Genomic DNA, 15,705 nt, shown 5'->3' with positions numbered 1-15,705 from the left:
TCGGCCGGCGTCCGGCAGATCTTCGCTGTTCATATATGCCGGGCCGGGAATGCATTCCTGACCCGGCATATACCGGTCGTTTGTCTCGTCTTAGCCTAACGGCAGCGCCCGCCGGGACCCGTGCTATTACCGTCAGGAAACGCCGGGACCGTTTGTATAGTTCTCACAGAGCGTCAGGAAACGGCTATTGGCCTCGACCTCGCCAATACTGACACGGACGCCGTCGCCGGCGAAGGCCCTGACCGACAGCGCTTGCTGCCCGGCCAACTCGGCGAACTCCTGCGCCCGGTCGCCCAGCGGCAGCCAGACGAAGTTGCCTTGGGTCTGCGGGATCTTCCACCCCAGCATCGCGAGGCCGGCGACCACCCGGTCACGTTCGTCCACCAGGCTTTGTACCCTTTCTACAACTTCGTCGTAGTGGCGCAGCGACGTAATGGCCGCATGCTCGGCCAGGCTGGAGACCGCAAACGGCGTTGCCGCTACGCGCAGGTGCTGGGTGATCTGTGGCTGCGAGATGGAATAGCCCACGCGCAGGCCGGCCAGGCCGTGCGCCTTGGAGAAGGTGCGAAGTACCACCACATTCGGATACTTCCGGTACATCGCGACGCCGTCCACCACCTCCGGGTCGCGGACGAACTCCGTGTAGGCCTCGTCGATGACCACGATGATGTCGTCACGGACGGCGCGGACAAAGTTCTCCACGTCGGTCGCCTTCAGCGCCGGCCCAGTCGGGTTGTTCGGCGTGCACAGCAGAATGACCTTGGTCCGTTCGGTCACGGCGTCCAGCATGGCTTCGAGGTCGTGCGTGCCGTCGGACCGGTTGGGGACCTGGACGCTCCGGGCGCCGGAGAGTCCCACCATGATGGGGTAGGCCTCGAACGAGCGCCAGGGGTAGACAACTTCGTCTTCGCTGCCGTCCTCGTGCTGCCCGGCAAACGTCTGCAGGATCTGCACCAGGGCGCCCAGGCTACCCGCGCCGGTGACAATGTCGTCGGCCGGGACGTCCAGGAAGCGGCCCAGTTCGGTTCGCAGTGCGGTGCACAACGGGTCGGGGTAGCGCATGATGTCCGTCTGCGCGTTCACGGCTTCCAGCACGGCAGGCAGCGGCGGCAAGGGGTTTTCGTTGGAGGACAATTTATAGGACTGCAGTCCCTCGATCGCTGTCGGCGGTTTGCCGGCAGCATACTTAGGCAGCCTGTCGAGGACCGGACGCGGGTGTATCCGGGCCGGCGTTCCTGCTGCCTGAACCGCAGCTTCCTTGATGGGGTTCTCAGGAGAAGTCATGCCTTAAAGGATACGTGGGCCCCGGCACAGTTCAGTCAGCGTGGCGACGGCGGGGTGTGGCAGCATAAGCGCATGGGAAAGTTCATTGTGCGGGTCATTATCAATGCGCTGGCACTCTGGGTGGCCAACTGGATCCTGCCCGGCATGGACATCCACGGATCCGCCGCGGCCGACGCGGTCGGCAATGAAATGCTCGGCACGGTTCTGGGTTATCTGTTCATCGGGCTGGTCTTTGGCCTGGTCAACGCGATCGTCCGCCCGATCGTTTCCTTCCTTTCGATTCCCGTAACGATTCTGACGCTGGGACTGTTCACCATTGTGATCAACGCACTGATGCTGGTGCTGACCGCTTGGCTGTCCAGCTTCACCCCGGTGGAATTCGTCGTCGATTCGTTCTTCTGGACCGCCATCCTCGGCTCGCTGATAATCAGCGTGGTGTCGATGGTGGCCGGCACGTTGACCCGCAGCCGCTGAGTCAGGACCTCGCTTTCCGGTGACCGCCGGCACCGTCCCGCGGCTGCGCCGTGCGTCCAGCCGGCGAACCCGCCCGGGTCGGCCGCCCGCAATCCGGGTGGGCACGGCGCAGGGTGAACAGATGCTGCCGCACCGTCCCGCCGGCGAGCGCAGCGCCCAGGTAGGCTGCCGCATCCTGCACCGAAGGGTCCGGACTCGCCGCCATCCCGCGGGCGCCGTGCACGTAGTTCTGCAGATCGTGGCCTGGCCCGAGTCCCACGTCTTCGCCCGCCGGAGTGGCGACGGGATCAGTCAGCGTCACGGTGACCTGCTCGCGCCGGTCCGGATTGGGACTGGCATCGGCGCCCGGAACCCAGTCCTGGACGTGCTCCAAGTGGACGCTGCGGACGCCCGGGCCGGCCGCGATGCCGGCGACCGGCGATCCGGCCGTCAGCACGAATCCCACGTTGTGTTCGGCCAGGAAAGCCGGGTCCGCGGCGAGGTTCATGGCGTGGATGCCGCCCTGGCTGTAGCCGGCCAACACCACCAGATCGTCCGCGTCGGCGCCCGCCTCCCGGAGTGCGCGCGACACGGCATCAGCAATAAACGGGCTGCCGTCGGCGACGGCTTCGGCAATACCGGACTCGTCAAAGGGATTCGCTGTCGGCTGGGCCGTGCCCGCGGCCTGGGTGCCCGGAAGCGCGACCACCCAGCGCTTCTGCCCGCCGGACTCCAGCTCAAGGACCTCCACGGTTCCGTCGCCGGCTTCAGCGGCGACGGCGGTCCGTTCCAGCAGCCCCGCCAGCGTGGCCGGCGCCGGGTCGATCTCTTCGGCCGCCGCGTCCACGCGCACGATCTCGATGCGGGAGCCGTGAAGCAGGCCGGCATGGCGGGCCGCCGCTGCGGCCAGCATGACCGCGATGTGTTGACTGACCGGCTCTTGCCCCACACCGCCGTGCCGGGCGTCCCGCAGCAGCGCGCCGGCGGCCGGAGCACCCAGCGCGAGCGCGGCGGGTCCCTGATTCAACAGCCGCTCGGCACCGGCCCGAGTCGGCCGCCCCTCGTTGGCGGCCATGCCGACGGCCACTGTGATCCACCAGGTCGCCGCGTCAACGGCCTGCATTCCGGTGGCGGCAGCCTGCTCCGCGGCCCGGTAGGTGCCGTATGCCAGCCGCACTTTGGCCGCCAATGCCCCGCAGTTATCCGCCAAGCCGGCCAGCGATCCCGCTGCCGCGTTCACCGCCGCCTCGGCTGCCACTCGTTCCGGCAGCAGAACCCAGCGCGGATCGGCCAGCAGCAGTTTCACGGCCCAGACGTCGCGCCACTGCCCGCCGATGGATGCCGCGGCTGATTCGAGACCGGCCGCGGCCGACGCCAGCTCCTGCCATTCGAACGCAATACCGCCAATGCCGCCAGCCACCCGGTAGCCGTCATAGCTGCGATATCCGGCCGCTCCTTCCCACCACCGGGCTCCCCCGGGCAGCCAGCCTGCCACAGCCACCGGGCATCCTCAGTACCAGGTCCGCCGGTGGAATCTCACGGCAAGCGGCCGTGCATGGCGGCGGCCGCCGCTCTGGCAGCGCTGATTGCCCCGTCCGCGGCCCTGAGCGCAGCCGCCGAGACCCTGAGCAGCTCCGCCGCCTCCGCCATCCCCAACCGGTACTCGTACAACTGCTCCCTGAAGGCCCTGCCGGCTGGCGAAACCCACGCCTGAGCGGCGGCCGCCAGATCTGCGCGCACCCCCAGCAGTTCCTGCTCGCAGGACAAAAGCCGGCCGGCAGCCGGCCCCCATCCCGGGTCCGGCGGCCCGCCCCACCCGGCCTCCGCCGTCGTTGTTTGCCAAAACATCACCCAGACCTCCTTGCGCCTCCACCATCGACGCTAGGCCCGGCGCCTTCCCCGGCGGCCGCGGGCGTCCGGCTATGTGCACGGCGTCGGACGCAGCAGCGCTGTGGAGGCGAAGTCACGCAGGAAACGGCGGGATTGAACATGGGAGAATAGGGGCCATGGCTGAAACTCACCGCGTCCCCTTGGCAGAAGTCACCCCCGCTATCGCGCTCGGTCCGCTGGACGGGCGGTACCACCACGCGGTTGCGCCGCTGGTGGACTACCTTTCGGAAGCGGCACTGAACCGCGACCGCGTGCACGTCGAGGTGGAATGGCTGATTCACCTGACCAGCCAGTCAGTCCTGCCCGGCGCGGGCCCGCTCAGCGAAGACCAGCAGGCGGCGCTGCGCAAGATCGTCACCGACTTCGACGGCAACGCCGTGCGCGAACTGGCGGAGATCGAAGCCGTCACCGTCCACGATGTGAAGGCCGTGGAGTACTTCATCGGCCGTCGGCTCGAAGGAATCGGCATCGAGAACCTCACCGCCATGGTGCACTTCGGCTGCACCTCCGAGGACATCAACAACCTGTCCTACGCGGTGGGCGTCAAGGGGGCCGTGGAACAGGTCTGGCTACCCGCTGCCCGCGCGCTGGTGGAGCAGTTTGCGGAGATGGCGCGTGAGCACCGCGATGTGCCGATGCTCTCACGCACCCACGGACAGCCCGCCACGCCGACCAGCCTGGGCAAGGAGCTGGCCGTCATCGCGCACCGGCTGAACCGCCAGCTGGACCGGATCGCCAAGACCGATTACCTGGGCAAGATCAACGGCGCCACCGGCACCTACGCGGCCCACTACGCATCAGTGCCCTCCGCCGACTGGCAGGCCGTCTCCAAGTCCTTCATCGAGGGCCTCGGGCTGACCTGGAACCCGCTGACCACGCAGATCGAATCGCACGACTGGCAGGCCGAGCTGTACGCGGACATGGCCCGCTTCAACCGGATCCTGCACAACGCCTGCACCGACATCTGGAGCTACATCTCCATCGGCTACTTCGCGCAGATCCCGGTGGAAGGTGCCACCGGCTCCTCCACGATGCCGCACAAGGTGAACCCGATCCGCTTCGAGAATGCCGAAGCCAACCTGGAGATCTCCAACGGGCTGCTGGACACGCTGGCGGCCACCCTGGTCACCTCCCGCTGGCAGCGCGACCTGACGGACTCGTCCTCGCAGCGCAACATCGGCGTCGCCTTCGGGCACTCGCTGCTGGCCATCTCCAACGTGGCCAAGGGACTGGACCGGCTCAGCGTGCCGGCCGACGTGCTGGCCGCGGACCTGGACCAGAACTGGGAGGTGCTCGGCGAAGCCATCCAGATGGTCATGCGCGCCGAGGCCATCGCCGGCGTGGAAGGCATGGAGAACCCGTACGAGCGGCTCAAGGAACTCACCCGCGGCCACCGGGTCGACGCCGAGCGGATGAAGGAGTTTGTCTCCGGCCTGGGCCTCTCCCCCGAGGCCGAAGCACGGCTGCTGGCGCTGACCCCGGGCAACTACAACGGCATAGCCGGCAAGCTGGTGGACCACCTCATCTAGTCCTCCACAGGTTCTGCCGACGACGGCGGCCGTGCACCTTCCGCGGAGAAGGCGCCCGGCCGCCGTCGTGCTTTAAGGACAAGGGTTTTTGACGCCGACGGTGACGCGCCTCACCAAATTCGTCGTTTGGCCACTGGGGGGTCTACAGTCATTAATACGCCGCGGGGTGGAGCAGTTCGGTAGCTCGCCGGGCTCATAACCCGGAGGTCGTAGGTTCAAATCCTACCCCCGCAACCACAGTAGAATCCCGGCCCGGGTCACCCGGCCGGGATTCTATTTTTTGTGCGCGCTGCCTGCAGCGGACCGCCCATCGGCATCGACCGACAGCGATGAGACGCCGCCACGCCGCCTGCAAGGCAGGTCAAGCGCAGGTCGATGAGCAGCCCACCGGTGCTGAATGAGCAGCGCCAGGTTCCCCCGCTCCGGCGCGTCTGGAGCGCCGGCCCAGGTCCGAGTACCGTGCCTCTTACGGGGCCGCGCACCCGGGCCCCGTGATAGAAGGAGATCGTGATGGCCAAGGCCGAAGACGCGTCCACACCGGAGCATGAGACCCCGAAGCCGCTGGTCGAACGCAGCCGCTTCGGTGCGGTGGAACGACGCAAACCGGTTGACGCCGAGGTCGAAGCCAGGCGCCCACCGATTTCCAGCACCGAACTGAGCAAGGGACCCACCGAGCTGGCCGAGCATCGTGGCCCACGGGTCAATTGGCGCGTGTTCATCATTGCCTCGGTGATCGTGCTGGCGTTCTCCATCTGGGCCATAGCTGCCCCGGACAACGCGGCCGGAATCATGCTCACGGCAGTCAATTGGATCGCCACCAATCTGGGCTGGTTCTACGTTGTGACCGTCACGTTGGTCATCCTCTTCGTCCTGTGGGTTGCCCTTTCCAAAGAGGGCAGCGTCCGACTTGGCCCCGATCATTCACGCCCGCAGTACAACCTGTTCACTTGGGTCGCCATGCTCTTTGCTGCCGGTGTGGGCATCGACATGCTCTTCTACTCGGTGACCGGGCCGATCACGCAATACATCTCGCCCCCCACCGCCACTCCGGAATCCGCCGAAGCGGCCCAGGACGCGGTGGTCTGGACCATGTTCCACTACGGGGTGGCGGGCTGGTCCATGTACGCCCTGCTCGGCATGGCAATGGGCTACTTTGCCTACCGCTGGGGCATGCCGCTGTCCATCCGGGCGGCCCTCTATCCGCTGCTCGGCAAGCGGGTGCGCGGGGTCACCGGCGACGTCATCGACATCTTCGCCTTGGTCGGTACTGTCTTCGGCGTGGCCACGTCCATGGGCATCGGCGTCGTCCTGCTCAACGTTGGCTTTAGCTGGCTGTTCGGCCTGCCGGAGGGGCTAGCCCTGCAGATCGCCCTCGTGCTGGTCGCCGTGGTGATGACCGTCGCCGCTTGTACCTCCGGCGTCGACAAGGGGATCCGGTGGATCTCCGAGCTCAACCTATGGGCCGCCGGAGCGATGATGCTCTACATCCTGGTCACGGGCAAGACGTCCTTCCTGCTCAATGCCATGGTGGAGAACATCGGACGCTTCGTCTTCTCGCTGCCCGAGCGCACCCTGCAGACGCTGGCCTACGAAGAGGACGGATCATCCTGGATGGCGGGCTGGACGCTCTTCTTCTGGGCCTTCTGGCTGGCCTGGGGGCCGTTCGTCGGACTCTTCCTGGCACGCATTTCGCGCGGCAGGACGTTGCGCGAGTTCGTCATCGCCGCCATCACCGCTCCGGTTCTCTGCGACTTCTTCATCGTCTCGATCTTCGGCAACAGCGCCATGAGCGAAGTGCTCGGCGGAAACAAGGAGTTCGCACGGCTCGCCGTCGAGAGCCCCGAGCATGGCTGGTACGCGCTGCTGGAGATGTTCCCGGGCGCCCCGTTCCTGATCGGGCTCGCCACATTGTCCGGCCTGCTGTTCTACCTCACCAGCGCCAACTCCGGCGCAATGGTGATGTCCAACTTCTCCTCCTCCATCCCCGACCCGGCAATGGACGGGGCCAAGTGGCTTCGCATTTTCTGGGCGCTGGTTACCGCCATCCTCACAGTGGCCATGCTGGTGGCCGGCGGCGTAACCACGATGGAACATGCCACCTTGATCTTCGCCCTGCCGGTCACGATCATTGCGTACTTGGTGATGGCCTCGTTCTCCAAAGTGCTCCGGATGGAGCGTGCGGAGAGGGAGGGCCAGGTGAGGCGCAGGCGTTCGACTGCTGCGCACGGCGGCCAAGTCCCGGAAAAGACCTGGCGGCAACGACTGGCCACGTTGCGTTCCTACCCGTCCAACAAGGCTGTGGCGCAGTTCGCCGAACGTACCGTACTGCCGGCCTTGCAGGACGTGGCCAAGGAGTTCACCAGCCTGGGCTACGAGGCAGAGCTGACGACGACCCCGAACCCCGAAACAAGGATCGACGAGTACACGCTGGTAGTGAACATGGACAACCACCGCAACTTCCACTACCAAGTGGCAGCGGTGGAGGCACCGGTGCCGACCTTCGGCGGCCGTAGCATGCCGCGGGAGATCGACACCTACTATCGCCTCGAGGTGTTCACCCAGACGGGCACCGAGGGCTACGACCTGATGGGCCTGACCCAGCAACAGGTCATCAACGATGTGCTTGACCGGTATGAGGCGCACCTGGGCTTCCTCAACTACTCCAGCGAACACGACTACGCTTCCGTGCTCACGCCCCGGGTGCCGCCGACGACCGAATCCATACCGCTGGTGCCTCAGAAGGCAGACGACGTTGAGAAACTCGACGAGTAACCTGCGCTGCGGTCCCCGTCTTCGGTAGAAGGGTTCCTTCTCGTGCGTGGGCCGCAGGCTCGCACTTCGGCTACTGTCGGTTCCATGGAAACCGGCGACATCACGTTCCACACCCGTAAATGGGTGCGGCCCGAAGACCTCAATGCCAACGGCACCTTGTTCGGCGGCAGCCTGCTGCGCTGGATCGATGAAGAGGCGGCCATCTACGCCATCGTCCAGCTAGGCAACGGCATGGCGGTGACCAAGTACATGTCGGAGATCAACTTCGTCAGCTCCGCGCAGCAGGGCGACCTGATCGAAATGGGGCTGACGGCGACCCACTTCGGTCGCACCTCGCTGACCATGCGGGCCGAAGTGCGCAACATGTTCACTCGCCAGTCCATCCTGACCATCGAGAAGATCGTGTTCGTGAACCTCGGCGAGGACGGCAAGCCTGCGCCGCACGGCTACACCGAGATCACCTACTCCCGAAACCGCGTGCCGAGCCAACATCTGGACGCTGTCCGCCGCGCCGCCGAGTGACGACTGCGGATCACGGGTAGCGCGGTCTTCGCTGCCACAGGCAGCATGGCTGCGAAGAACCCCGGCGGACGCCGTGGCATACCGGCATCGGCTCCATGATGAACTCGCCGTCCTCATCCACACCGAAATACCGGGGATGCGGCTGGTAAGCATTCAGGAAGATTTCGCACTCGCAGCAGCAGCCGCCCATCCGGGAGAGCCTGCGCAACAAGGCAGTGGCCCGGGGCGCCCTCAGGCGTTGGTACCGCCGAGTGAAATCGTGCCGCCGACAACCGAACTCCAGCATCCGGTAGAGATAGCAGAGCAGGCACTCGCCGGGTATCGGGGTGGTCAAGTCGTCCGCGAGCCCGCGCAACTCCGCCTCTAGTTCTTCCACTTCCGACAGCGCCATCGCGTCCTCCTGGTTGGGGCGGGCCCGACCGCCCGCCCAATCAGGATGCCGCCGGGGGCGCCAGCAGCGACTCACCGATCAGCGGCATGTGAGCCGGGAGCAGTCTGGAGGCGCTTGTGGAGGTCCGGTCACGTCCGGAGTCTCCACGCGCTCGCTGGCGCTCGCTTGGTCGACCACCGGTGGGCGCTCGCTTGGTCGACCACCGGTAGGGCGACGTCGTTAGGGTCGATCACCGGCGGGCGGAGGTTACTCTGCGGCCGCGAGCTGGCCGCAGGCGCCGTCGATCTCCTTGCCGCGGGTGTCGCGCAGCGTGGTGGGGATGCCGGCGTCGTTCAACCGGTTGACGAACTCCCGGGTGACGGCCGGATCGGACGAGGTCCAGATGGAGCCGGGCGTCGGGTTCAGCGGGATCGGGTTGACGTGCACCCAGCCGCGGCCGCGCTTGTTCAGCTTCTTCGCCAGCAGGTCGGCCCGCCAGGCGTGGTCGTTCATATCCTTGATCAGCGCATACTCGATGGACACGCGCCGCCCGGTCTGCTGGTAGTAGCCGTACGCGGCGTCGAGGGCCTCGTCCACCTTCCAGCGGGAGTTTACCGGAATCAGCTCGTCGCGCAGTTCGTCGTCGGGTGCGTGCAGGCTGAGCGCGAAGGTGAAGGGGAGGTTTTCATCCGCCAGCTTCTTGATCGCCGGCACCAGGCCGACAGTGGAGACGGTGATGCCGCGGGCGCTCATGCCCAGGCCCTCGGGCGCCTCGTCCACCATCCGGTGCACGGCGTTCATCACGCGCTTGTAGTTAGCCAGCGGCTCGCCCATGCCCATGAAGACAATGTTGGTGACGCGCTCGGCGTCGTGCCCGGCGTCCTTGCGCTTGCCGCCCAGGCCGCCCTCGGCGATCACCCGGTTGGCCTGCACAATCTGGTCCAGGATCTCCGCGGTGGACATGTTGCGGGTTAGGCCTGCCTGACCCGTGGCACAGAAGGGGCAGTTCATGCCGCAACCGCACTGGCTGGAAACGCAGAGCGTGATCCGGCCGGGGTAGCGCATCAGCACCGACTCGACCAGCGAGCCGTCGAAGAGCCGCCAGAGGAACTTGATCGTGTCGCCGTTGTCCGTCTTCAGCCGCTTGACCTCGGTCAGCAGGGTGGGGAAGAAGGTCTCCGCCAACTCCGCACGGCGCTCCTTGGGCAGGTCGCTCATCCGCTCGGGATCGGTGGTGTAGTGCTGGAAGTAGTGCGTGGAGAGCTGCTTGGCGCGGAACGCCGGCAGCCCCAGCTCCTTCATCTTTTCCTGCCGCTCTGCCAGGGTCATGTCCGCCAGATGTACCGGCGGCTGCTTGACCCGAGGGGACTTGAACTGCAGCAGCGGCCGGCCCTCGGTGGTGACGGCTTGGTCCCAGCCCTCGGCGGCGGGGCGCACCTGGGGCCGGTCGGAAGTTTTTTGGGGGGAAGAAATCTGCGAAGACATTGCCATCCATTGTCGCACAGACAGGATATAGTTCTCCCTTCGCTCCGGAATGTTCGCTCCCGGCCACCGCAAACGCGGCCTGTTCACAGCTCCGCCGCGGGTCCGCCCGGGAGCCCGGGGTGTGCCTATTCTGGATCAATGCGTATGTGGAGCCTGCACCCCCGGTTGCTCGACGGCAGAGGCCTGGTGGCCTGCTGGCGGGAGACCTTGCTGGCCCAGAAAGTGCTCGCCGGGGAGACCAAGGGTTATCGGAACCACCCGCAGCTGCAGCGCTTCCGTGCCACCGCGGACCCGATGGCCGCCGTCGGCGCCTACCTTTGCGGTGTGGAAGCCGAGGCGCTGATCCGCGGCTACACGTTCAATTCCGGCCTGATCCGGGTGAAACCCGAGTTGGTCGCGGGGTGTGCGCCCGGCACGTTAGCCCCTCCCCTGCCGGTCACCACGGGACAGCTCCGCTACGAATTCGAGCATCTGATGGCCAAGGTGGCCATACGGGATCCGGCACACGCCCTGGTCTTGACCGGCGGAACGGAACCCCCAATCACCTCGGATCCGATGTATATCCCGGAGCCACACCCCCTGTTCACCCTGGTCGACGGCCCCATGGAGGCCTGGGAGCGGGCTGCCTGACTTTCGGGCTGCCTGACTTTCCGGCGGTCAGCCCGTGGGCGCGCGGTTCGCCTGGAACCGGATAATTCGCTCCACGGCTGCGGCCACGGCTTCCGCACCGGCGGCGAAGGACAGTCGGACGGAGCGGGTGCCGTTGACGGCGTCGAAATCGGCGCCGGGCACCAGTGCCACGCCCTCTTCCTCCAGCAGCGCCCGGCAGTAATCGGCCGAATCCGCGAAGCCTCGTAGCTGGTCCCCGAGGTCGGCGTAGAGATAGAACGCGCCGTCGGCCGGTGCCGCCGTCCCCCATTGCAGCCGCTCCAGGTTCTGCAGCAGCACTGTGCGGACTTCGGCGAAGGCAACCACCGCAGCATCAGCCTGCTCGTAGGATTCCTCGCTGAAGGCCGCGAGCGCCGCCAGCTGGGCCGGCGCCGGCGGGCAGAGCGCCACATTCCCGGCGAGCGCTTCGATGGCCGGGGCGAGGTCGCGCGGCATCAGCGCCCAGCCCAGCCGCCACCCCGTCATGCCCCAGTACTTGGAAAATGAGGAAATAACGACGCAGGTGCGGTCCAGTTCCCAGGCGCAGGTTCCGCGGGCGTCGGGTACCGCGGGGTCGGCCGGATAGGTGATGCCGTGATAGATCTCGTCGCTGACCAGCCGGACGCTGTGATCGAGGCACCAGGCGCTGAGGTCAGCCAGTTCGCTGCGCGACACCATGGTGCCGGTGGGGTTGGCGGGCGAGGCCAGCACCAGTCCCGCCAACGGCCCGTGGGCGGCAGCCGCGGCGTCCAGCAGTTCCGGTGTCGGCTGGTAGCGGACCTCCGGCCCGCAGTCGATCTCCACTACCTCGCAGCCGAGTGCGCGCAGGATGTTGCGGTAGGCCGGATAGCCGGGCCGTGCCAGCGCCACCCGGTCCCCGTGGTTGAACGCGCTCAGGAACGCCAGCAGGAACCCGCCGGACGACCCGGTGGTCACGGCCACTTCCTCCGGCGCCACGTCCAGCCCGTACCAGCGCCGGTAGTGCCCGGCGATCGCGGTCCGCAGCTCGCGGATGCCCAGCGCGCTGGTGTAGGTCAGCGCCTGGCCGGAGGCATGGATTTGGGCAGCCTGCTCCGACACGGCGTGCGGTGCGCCGCCCGAGGGCTCGCCGGCGCACAGCGAAATCACGTCCCGGCCCGCGGCGCGCATTTGCGCCACCCGGTCCAGGATGTTCATCACCTGAAACGGCGGAACCTGTGCCCGGCCGGAAACCTGCAGTTCACTCACGTCGGGGGCGCCAGCTACGCGGTCTTGGCGATGTACACGTCGCAGGCCGCCTTGTGCGTGACCGAGCTGGCCACACTGCCGAGCACCCGGCCCAGCCCCTGCATGCCGACGTTGCCGACCACGATCAGGCGGGCGTTGACCCGTTCGGCCTCTGCCACCAGCGCGTCCTGGGGCTTGCCGTGCACCGCGGTGAAACTGGTCCGCAGCCCTTCCGCGCCCAGCTCCGTCGCGACGTCCCGGGCTACCTTTTCGGCCTTTTCCGACTCGTGGATGAACCACTTGTCGTTGCCGATCTCCACCACTTCGGTCGTATCGGACTCGTGGGCAGTGACCACCCGGAGCTCGGCGCCCATGGACGCGGCGAGCTGCGCCGCCGTGCGCGCCGCCTTCATGGCGGTTTCGCTGCCGTCTACTCCTACGATGATGATTCCGGCCATCGGGCCACCCCTTCGAGCGCGTCGTCTAGCGGCCACACGTGGGCCGTTTCACACCAACTTACCCGCCCCGGGACCGATCCGCCGGAAGCCGCGAACCGCCGTCGTCGTGATCAGTCAACGGTTGTGGTTTTCAGTCAACGAACTCCGACTGGGTCTCGATGAACTCCCAGTCTTCTTCCGGCAGCGTTGCATCCTTCAGGTCCGGACCGCCGGCCTCGTAGACCGCCGCGGCCGCATCCGGATCCACGACGTCGGCGCGCAGGTTCTCCCGGAACCACTGCTTGTGCCCTGTCGGCAGCTTCAGCCACCACTGTTCAATCCGCAATTCCGCCATCTCACGCATCCTCTGCTCGCCGGTACTTCCACCGTAGGTCGGCCGGTCGCGGCGGACAAGGGACGGCAGCCCCGGGAGGCTACCGCGCGGCACCGCTGACAGCTACCTTCACCAATAGCCATTGGCGGAAACCAGCCGGAATGCCAAGGTGGACAGCGTCCGCAAACACTCGCCCGCCGACCCGGCGGCCATCTTTTGAGAAGGACCACCCATGGACCGCATGGTTTTCATCAACCTCCCCGTCAGCGACCTGAAGAAGTCCACCGACTTCTACAAGGGCCTGGGCTACACGCAAAATCCGGACTTCTCCTCCCCGGATGCCTCCTACATGACTATTTCCGACACCATCGCGGTGATGCTGTTGACGGAAGAGTTCTTCGGCAAGTTCCTCCGCAACGGCACCCCGCATCTGGGCTCGGATGCCAAGGAAGTTTTGCTGGCCCTCACCGCCGAATCGAACGAGGAAGTGGACCGGTTCCTGGCCAACGCGCAGTCCGGCGGCGGCACCGTCTACCGGCCGGCGGAAGAGGAGATGCCCGGGATGTACGGGGCCGCCATGGCGGATCCGGACGGCCACGTCTGGGAGATCATGTACATGTCCCCGGAGACGTTGCAGGGTACCGTGCAGGAGAACACGTCCGACAAAGACGCCGGCGCCGGCATCTAGTTCCGCCGGTGCCAACCGGGTGACCAGTCGGGCACCGTCGGCGCGCCAAGCGCCGTGGGCTAGCCGCCGGTCAGTTCCTGATGCAACGCGCTCACCTTGGCGGCGATCTGGTCGCGGACCAGGCGCATGCGCTCCTCGCCGTGGATCCCGCGCAGGCTCGGTTCGTCGATCTCCCACCGCTCGTAACGGGTGCCGGGAAGTTCCTCCAGTTGCGCGTTGCTGCCCAGGATGACCACGACGTCGGCGCTTTGCTGCGCCTGGTCGGTCACCGCCGTCGGGACTTGGCTGGAGATGTCGATGTTCAGTTCCGCCAGTGAGGCGGCGGACTCCGGGTTGACGGCGTCGGTGGGCTTGGTGCCGCAGGAGTTTACTTCCACCGCGCCGGCCGCGGCCGCTTCCATGAGTCCGGCGGCCATCGGCGATTTCCCGCTGTTGCTGGAGCAGACGAACAGGACGCTGGGCTTCTCGGCTTTGTACCTCATGCCTGCCATTATCGCTGGCGCACCCTATGGGTCTGCCCGAACTTCTGGCACAGTGAAGAAAGCAGCCGGCACCGGCAGCGGTGGCCGGAGCCGATCGACGCGAGGGGCCGCCATGACCGCCACAACCACGGGCGCCGTCCGTCCCACTGTCCTGTTCGTGGGGGTACGTGACGCCGGCCGCTCCCAAATGGCCGCCGCCTATCTGACCCAACTCGCCGACGGCGCGCTCAACGCCCGCTCGGCCGGAATTCGGCCAGCCGCCAGCTTGGACGCCGCGGTGGTTGATGCCATGGCGGAGGACGGCATCGACCTGTCCGCGGCGCAGCCGGCGGAAGTGACGGTCGGGTCCATCAACAGCGCGCAGATGGTGGTGACCTTGGGCTCCGGCAGCGAATGCCCGGTGATTCCCGGCCGCCGCTACGAGGACTGGGACGTGGACGACCCTGCCGGCCGTGACCGGGACGGTGTCCGCGCGGTCCGCGACGACATCAAGCACCGGGTGCAGCAATTGATGTCCGAGCTACAGCCGGCCCTGCATCCGGACACCCAGTAGAACCCTGCCCATGCCTGAGGAGCGCAGCATGAACACCGAGAAGCTCATCATTGTCGGTTCAGGCCCGGCCGGTTACACCGCGGCCATCTACGCCGCACGGGCCGGCCTGGCGCCGCGGGTCCTGGCCGGCTCGGTCACCGCCGGCGGCGCGCTGATGAACACCACGGAGGTAGAGAACTTCCCGGGCTTCCCGGACGGCGTGCAGGGACCGGACCTGATGGGTCTGCTCCAGAAGCAGGCGGAGAAATTCGGCGCAACTGTGGAGTACGACGACGTTGCCTCCGTTGAGCTCTCAGGCCACCTTAAGAGCGTGGTCACCATGGGCGGCGATGAGTACCAGGCGCCGGCGGTCATCCTGGCCACCGGCTCGGCCTACAAGGAACTCAGGCTTCCGGACGAGAAACGCCTGAGCGGCCACGGGGTGTCATGGTGCGCCACCTGCGACGGCTTCTTCTTCCGCGAGCAGGACATCATCGTGGTCGGCGGCGGCGATTCGGCGATGGAGGAAGCGCTTTTCCTGACGCGCTTCGGAAAGTCGGTCACCGTCGTCGTCCGGCGGGACACGCTCCGCGCCTCCAAGATCATGGCCCAGCGCGCCAAAGACAACCCCAAGATCCGCTTCGAGTGGAACAGCACCATCGCCGCGATCCACGGCGACACCAAGGTCACCGGCGTCACGCTGGCCGATACCGTATCCGGTGCCACCCGCGACCTGCCGGCTGGGGGCCTGTTTGTGGCGATCGGGCACTTGCCGCGCACCGAACTGGTCAAGGGGCAGGTGGAGCTGGATGACGCCGGCTACATCAAGGTGGACTCGCCCACCACCGTCACCAACATCCGCGGCGTTTTTGCCTGCGGCGATGCGGTGGACCACCGCTACCGGCAGGCCATCACCGCCGCTGGCACCGGCTGCTCCGCCGCGCTGGACGCCGAACGGTATCTGGCCGCACTCGAGGATTCGGACAGCATCGCCACCGCCCTAGTGGAAGACGAAACGCACGGTTAGTGCTCTGCGGCAGGTCTTCCATTCGCCGCGGCCTGCCCGGCGATCT

17 protein-coding genes and 1 tRNA gene are annotated in these 15,705 nt (G+C 66.8%); 9 read left to right on the top strand and 9 right to left on the bottom strand.

The window, feature by feature from the left end:
• Positions 1–132: 132 nt before the first annotated feature.
• Positions 133–1,284: a histidinol-phosphate transaminase gene (locus AC5RW2_RS17905; RefSeq protein ID WP_493962685.1), complete on the bottom strand. Its 1,152-nt coding sequence runs from the start codon at positions 1,282–1,284 to the stop codon at positions 133–135.
• Positions 1,285–1,356: 72 nt separating this feature from the next.
• Between AC5RW2_RS17905 and AC5RW2_RS17900 the strand changes: the two genes are divergently transcribed.
• Entirely contained in the window at positions 1,357–1,758 is a 402-nt protein-coding gene (locus AC5RW2_RS17900; protein WP_493962686.1) for a phage holin family protein, read from the top strand.
• Between the two features lies 1 nt (position 1,759).
• On the opposite strand, the gene AC5RW2_RS17895 is transcribed toward AC5RW2_RS17900, so the two are convergent.
• Positions 1,760–3,238 carry a hypothetical protein gene (locus AC5RW2_RS17895; RefSeq protein WP_493962687.1) on the bottom strand — a complete coding sequence of 493 codons (1,479 nt, stop codon included), beginning with the start codon at positions 3,236–3,238 and terminating at the stop codon, positions 1,760–1,762.
• Between the two features lie 35 nt (positions 3,239–3,273).
• Positions 3,274–3,588, bottom strand: a complete 315-nt coding sequence (locus tag AC5RW2_RS17890; RefSeq protein WP_493962688.1) for a hypothetical protein — start codon at positions 3,586–3,588, stop codon at positions 3,274–3,276.
• Between the two features lie 155 nt (positions 3,589–3,743).
• Between AC5RW2_RS17890 and purB the strand changes: the two genes are divergently transcribed.
• The 4 genes from purB to AC5RW2_RS17870 all read left to right on the top strand — a co-directional run bounded on the left by purB (position 3,744) and on the right by AC5RW2_RS17870 (position 8,450).
• Positions 3,744–5,156 (top strand): adenylosuccinate lyase, encoded by a 1,413-nt coding sequence (gene purB, locus AC5RW2_RS17885; RefSeq protein ID WP_493962689.1) that lies wholly within the window; start codon positions 3,744–3,746, stop codon positions 5,154–5,156.
• 160 nt (positions 5,157–5,316) lie between these two features.
• A tRNA-Met gene (locus AC5RW2_RS17880) sits at positions 5,317–5,393 on the top strand.
• 273 nt (positions 5,394–5,666) lie between these two features.
• Positions 5,667–7,928 carry a choline BCCT transporter BetT gene (gene betT / locus AC5RW2_RS17875; protein WP_493962690.1) on the top strand — a complete coding sequence of 754 codons (2,262 nt, stop codon included), beginning with the start codon at positions 5,667–5,669 and terminating at the stop codon, positions 7,926–7,928.
• Between the two features lie 84 nt (positions 7,929–8,012).
• Positions 8,013–8,450 (top strand): acyl-CoA thioesterase, encoded by a 438-nt coding sequence (locus tag AC5RW2_RS17870; protein ID WP_493962691.1) that lies wholly within the window; start codon positions 8,013–8,015, stop codon positions 8,448–8,450.
• A 10-nt stretch (positions 8,451–8,460) separates the two neighbouring features.
• Here the strand turns inward: AC5RW2_RS17870 and AC5RW2_RS17865 are convergent, their stop codons facing one another.
• Positions 8,461–8,841, bottom strand: a complete 381-nt coding sequence (locus tag AC5RW2_RS17865; RefSeq protein ID WP_493962692.1) for a DUF2695 domain-containing protein — start codon at positions 8,839–8,841, stop codon at positions 8,461–8,463.
• Between the two features lie 246 nt (positions 8,842–9,087).
• Positions 9,088–10,305, bottom strand: coding sequence for a dual-specificity RNA methyltransferase RlmN (rlmN, locus tag AC5RW2_RS17860; protein WP_493962693.1), 1,218 nt, complete (start codon positions 10,303–10,305; stop codon positions 9,088–9,090).
• 138 nt (positions 10,306–10,443) lie between these two features.
• On the opposite strand from rlmN, the gene AC5RW2_RS17855 reads away from it, so the two are divergent.
• Positions 10,444–10,935 (top strand): pyrimidine dimer DNA glycosylase/endonuclease V, encoded by a 492-nt coding sequence (locus AC5RW2_RS17855; RefSeq protein ID WP_493962694.1) that lies wholly within the window; start codon positions 10,444–10,446, stop codon positions 10,933–10,935.
• Between the two features lie 27 nt (positions 10,936–10,962).
• Here the strand turns inward: AC5RW2_RS17855 and AC5RW2_RS17850 are convergent, their stop codons facing one another.
• The 3 genes from AC5RW2_RS17850 to AC5RW2_RS17840 form a co-directional block, all read right to left on the bottom strand.
• Complete coding sequence (locus tag AC5RW2_RS17850; RefSeq protein WP_493962808.1) at positions 10,963–12,129, bottom strand: aminotransferase class I/II-fold pyridoxal phosphate-dependent enzyme; 1,167 nt, start codon at positions 12,127–12,129, stop codon at positions 10,963–10,965.
• A 65-nt stretch (positions 12,130–12,194) separates the two neighbouring features.
• Positions 12,195–12,617 (bottom strand): universal stress protein, encoded by a 423-nt coding sequence (locus AC5RW2_RS17845; protein WP_493962695.1) that lies wholly within the window; start codon positions 12,615–12,617, stop codon positions 12,195–12,197.
• A gap of 130 nt (positions 12,618–12,747) precedes the next feature.
• Positions 12,748–12,951, bottom strand: a complete 204-nt coding sequence (locus AC5RW2_RS17840) for a hypothetical protein (RefSeq protein ID WP_493962696.1) — start codon at positions 12,949–12,951, stop codon at positions 12,748–12,750.
• A gap of 211 nt (positions 12,952–13,162) precedes the next feature.
• Here AC5RW2_RS17840 and AC5RW2_RS17835 point away from each other — a divergent pair, with 211 nt between their 5' ends.
• A complete protein-coding gene (locus tag AC5RW2_RS17835) occupies positions 13,163–13,618 on the top strand; it encodes a VOC family protein (RefSeq protein WP_493962697.1) in 456 nt (151 codons plus the stop codon).
• A gap of 59 nt (positions 13,619–13,677) precedes the next feature.
• On the opposite strand, the gene AC5RW2_RS17830 is transcribed toward AC5RW2_RS17835, so the two are convergent.
• Positions 13,678–14,100, bottom strand: coding sequence for an arsenate-mycothiol transferase ArsC (locus AC5RW2_RS17830; RefSeq protein ID WP_493962698.1), 423 nt, complete (start codon positions 14,098–14,100; stop codon positions 13,678–13,680).
• A 112-nt stretch (positions 14,101–14,212) separates the two neighbouring features.
• On the opposite strand from AC5RW2_RS17830, the gene AC5RW2_RS17825 reads away from it, so the two are divergent.
• Both AC5RW2_RS17825 and trxB read left to right on the top strand, forming a co-directional pair.
• Entirely contained in the window at positions 14,213–14,653 is a 441-nt protein-coding gene (locus AC5RW2_RS17825; protein ID WP_493962699.1) for an arsenate-mycothiol transferase ArsC, read from the top strand.
• 28 nt (positions 14,654–14,681) lie between these two features.
• Entirely contained in the window at positions 14,682–15,659 is a 978-nt protein-coding gene (trxB, locus tag AC5RW2_RS17820; protein ID WP_493962700.1) for a thioredoxin-disulfide reductase, read from the top strand.
• Positions 15,660–15,705: the final 46 nt, after the last annotated feature.

It is taken from the genome of Arthrobacter sp. B0316-1-20 (assembly GCF_059091865.1).
This window is presented reverse-complemented; position numbering and strand designations above follow the sequence as displayed.

Bases quoted from the DNA above. Each gene is read 5' to 3' on its own strand.
- AC5RW2_RS17870 (WP_493962691.1), top strand. From the start codon at position 8,013: ATGGAAACCGGCGACATCACGTTCCACACCCGTAAATGGGTGCGGCCC.
- AC5RW2_RS17905 (WP_493962685.1), bottom strand. From the start codon at position 1,284: ATGACTTCTCCTGAGAACCCCATCAAGGAAGCTGCGGTTCAGGCAGCA.
- AC5RW2_RS17825 (WP_493962699.1), top strand. From the start codon at position 14,213: ATGACCGCCACAACCACGGGCGCCGTCCGTCCCACTGTCCTGTTCGTG.
- AC5RW2_RS17830 (WP_493962698.1), bottom strand. From the start codon at position 14,100: ATGAGGTACAAAGCCGAGAAGCCCAGCGTCCTGTTCGTCTGCTCCAGC.
- AC5RW2_RS17865 (WP_493962692.1), bottom strand. From the start codon at position 8,841: ATGGCGCTGTCGGAAGTGGAAGAACTAGAGGCGGAGTTGCGCGGGCTC.
- AC5RW2_RS17900 (WP_493962686.1), top strand. From the start codon at position 1,357: ATGGGAAAGTTCATTGTGCGGGTCATTATCAATGCGCTGGCACTCTGG.
- trxB (WP_493962700.1), top strand. From the start codon at position 14,682: ATGAACACCGAGAAGCTCATCATTGTCGGTTCAGGCCCGGCCGGTTAC.
- purB (WP_493962689.1), top strand. From the start codon at position 3,744: ATGGCTGAAACTCACCGCGTCCCCTTGGCAGAAGTCACCCCCGCTATC.
- AC5RW2_RS17835 (WP_493962697.1), top strand. From the start codon at position 13,163: ATGGACCGCATGGTTTTCATCAACCTCCCCGTCAGCGACCTGAAGAAG.
- AC5RW2_RS17840 (WP_493962696.1), bottom strand. From the start codon at position 12,951: ATGGCGGAATTGCGGATTGAACAGTGGTGGCTGAAGCTGCCGACAGGG.
- rlmN (WP_493962693.1), bottom strand. From the start codon at position 10,305: ATGTCTTCGCAGATTTCTTCCCCCCAAAAAACTTCCGACCGGCCCCAG.
- AC5RW2_RS17850 (WP_493962808.1), bottom strand. From the start codon at position 12,129: ATGAACATCCTGGACCGGGTGGCGCAAATGCGCGCCGCGGGCCGGGAC.
- betT (WP_493962690.1), top strand. From the start codon at position 5,667: ATGGCCAAGGCCGAAGACGCGTCCACACCGGAGCATGAGACCCCGAAG.
- AC5RW2_RS17855 (WP_493962694.1), top strand. From the start codon at position 10,444: ATGCGTATGTGGAGCCTGCACCCCCGGTTGCTCGACGGCAGAGGCCTG.
- AC5RW2_RS17845 (WP_493962695.1), bottom strand. From the start codon at position 12,617: ATGGCCGGAATCATCATCGTAGGAGTAGACGGCAGCGAAACCGCCATG.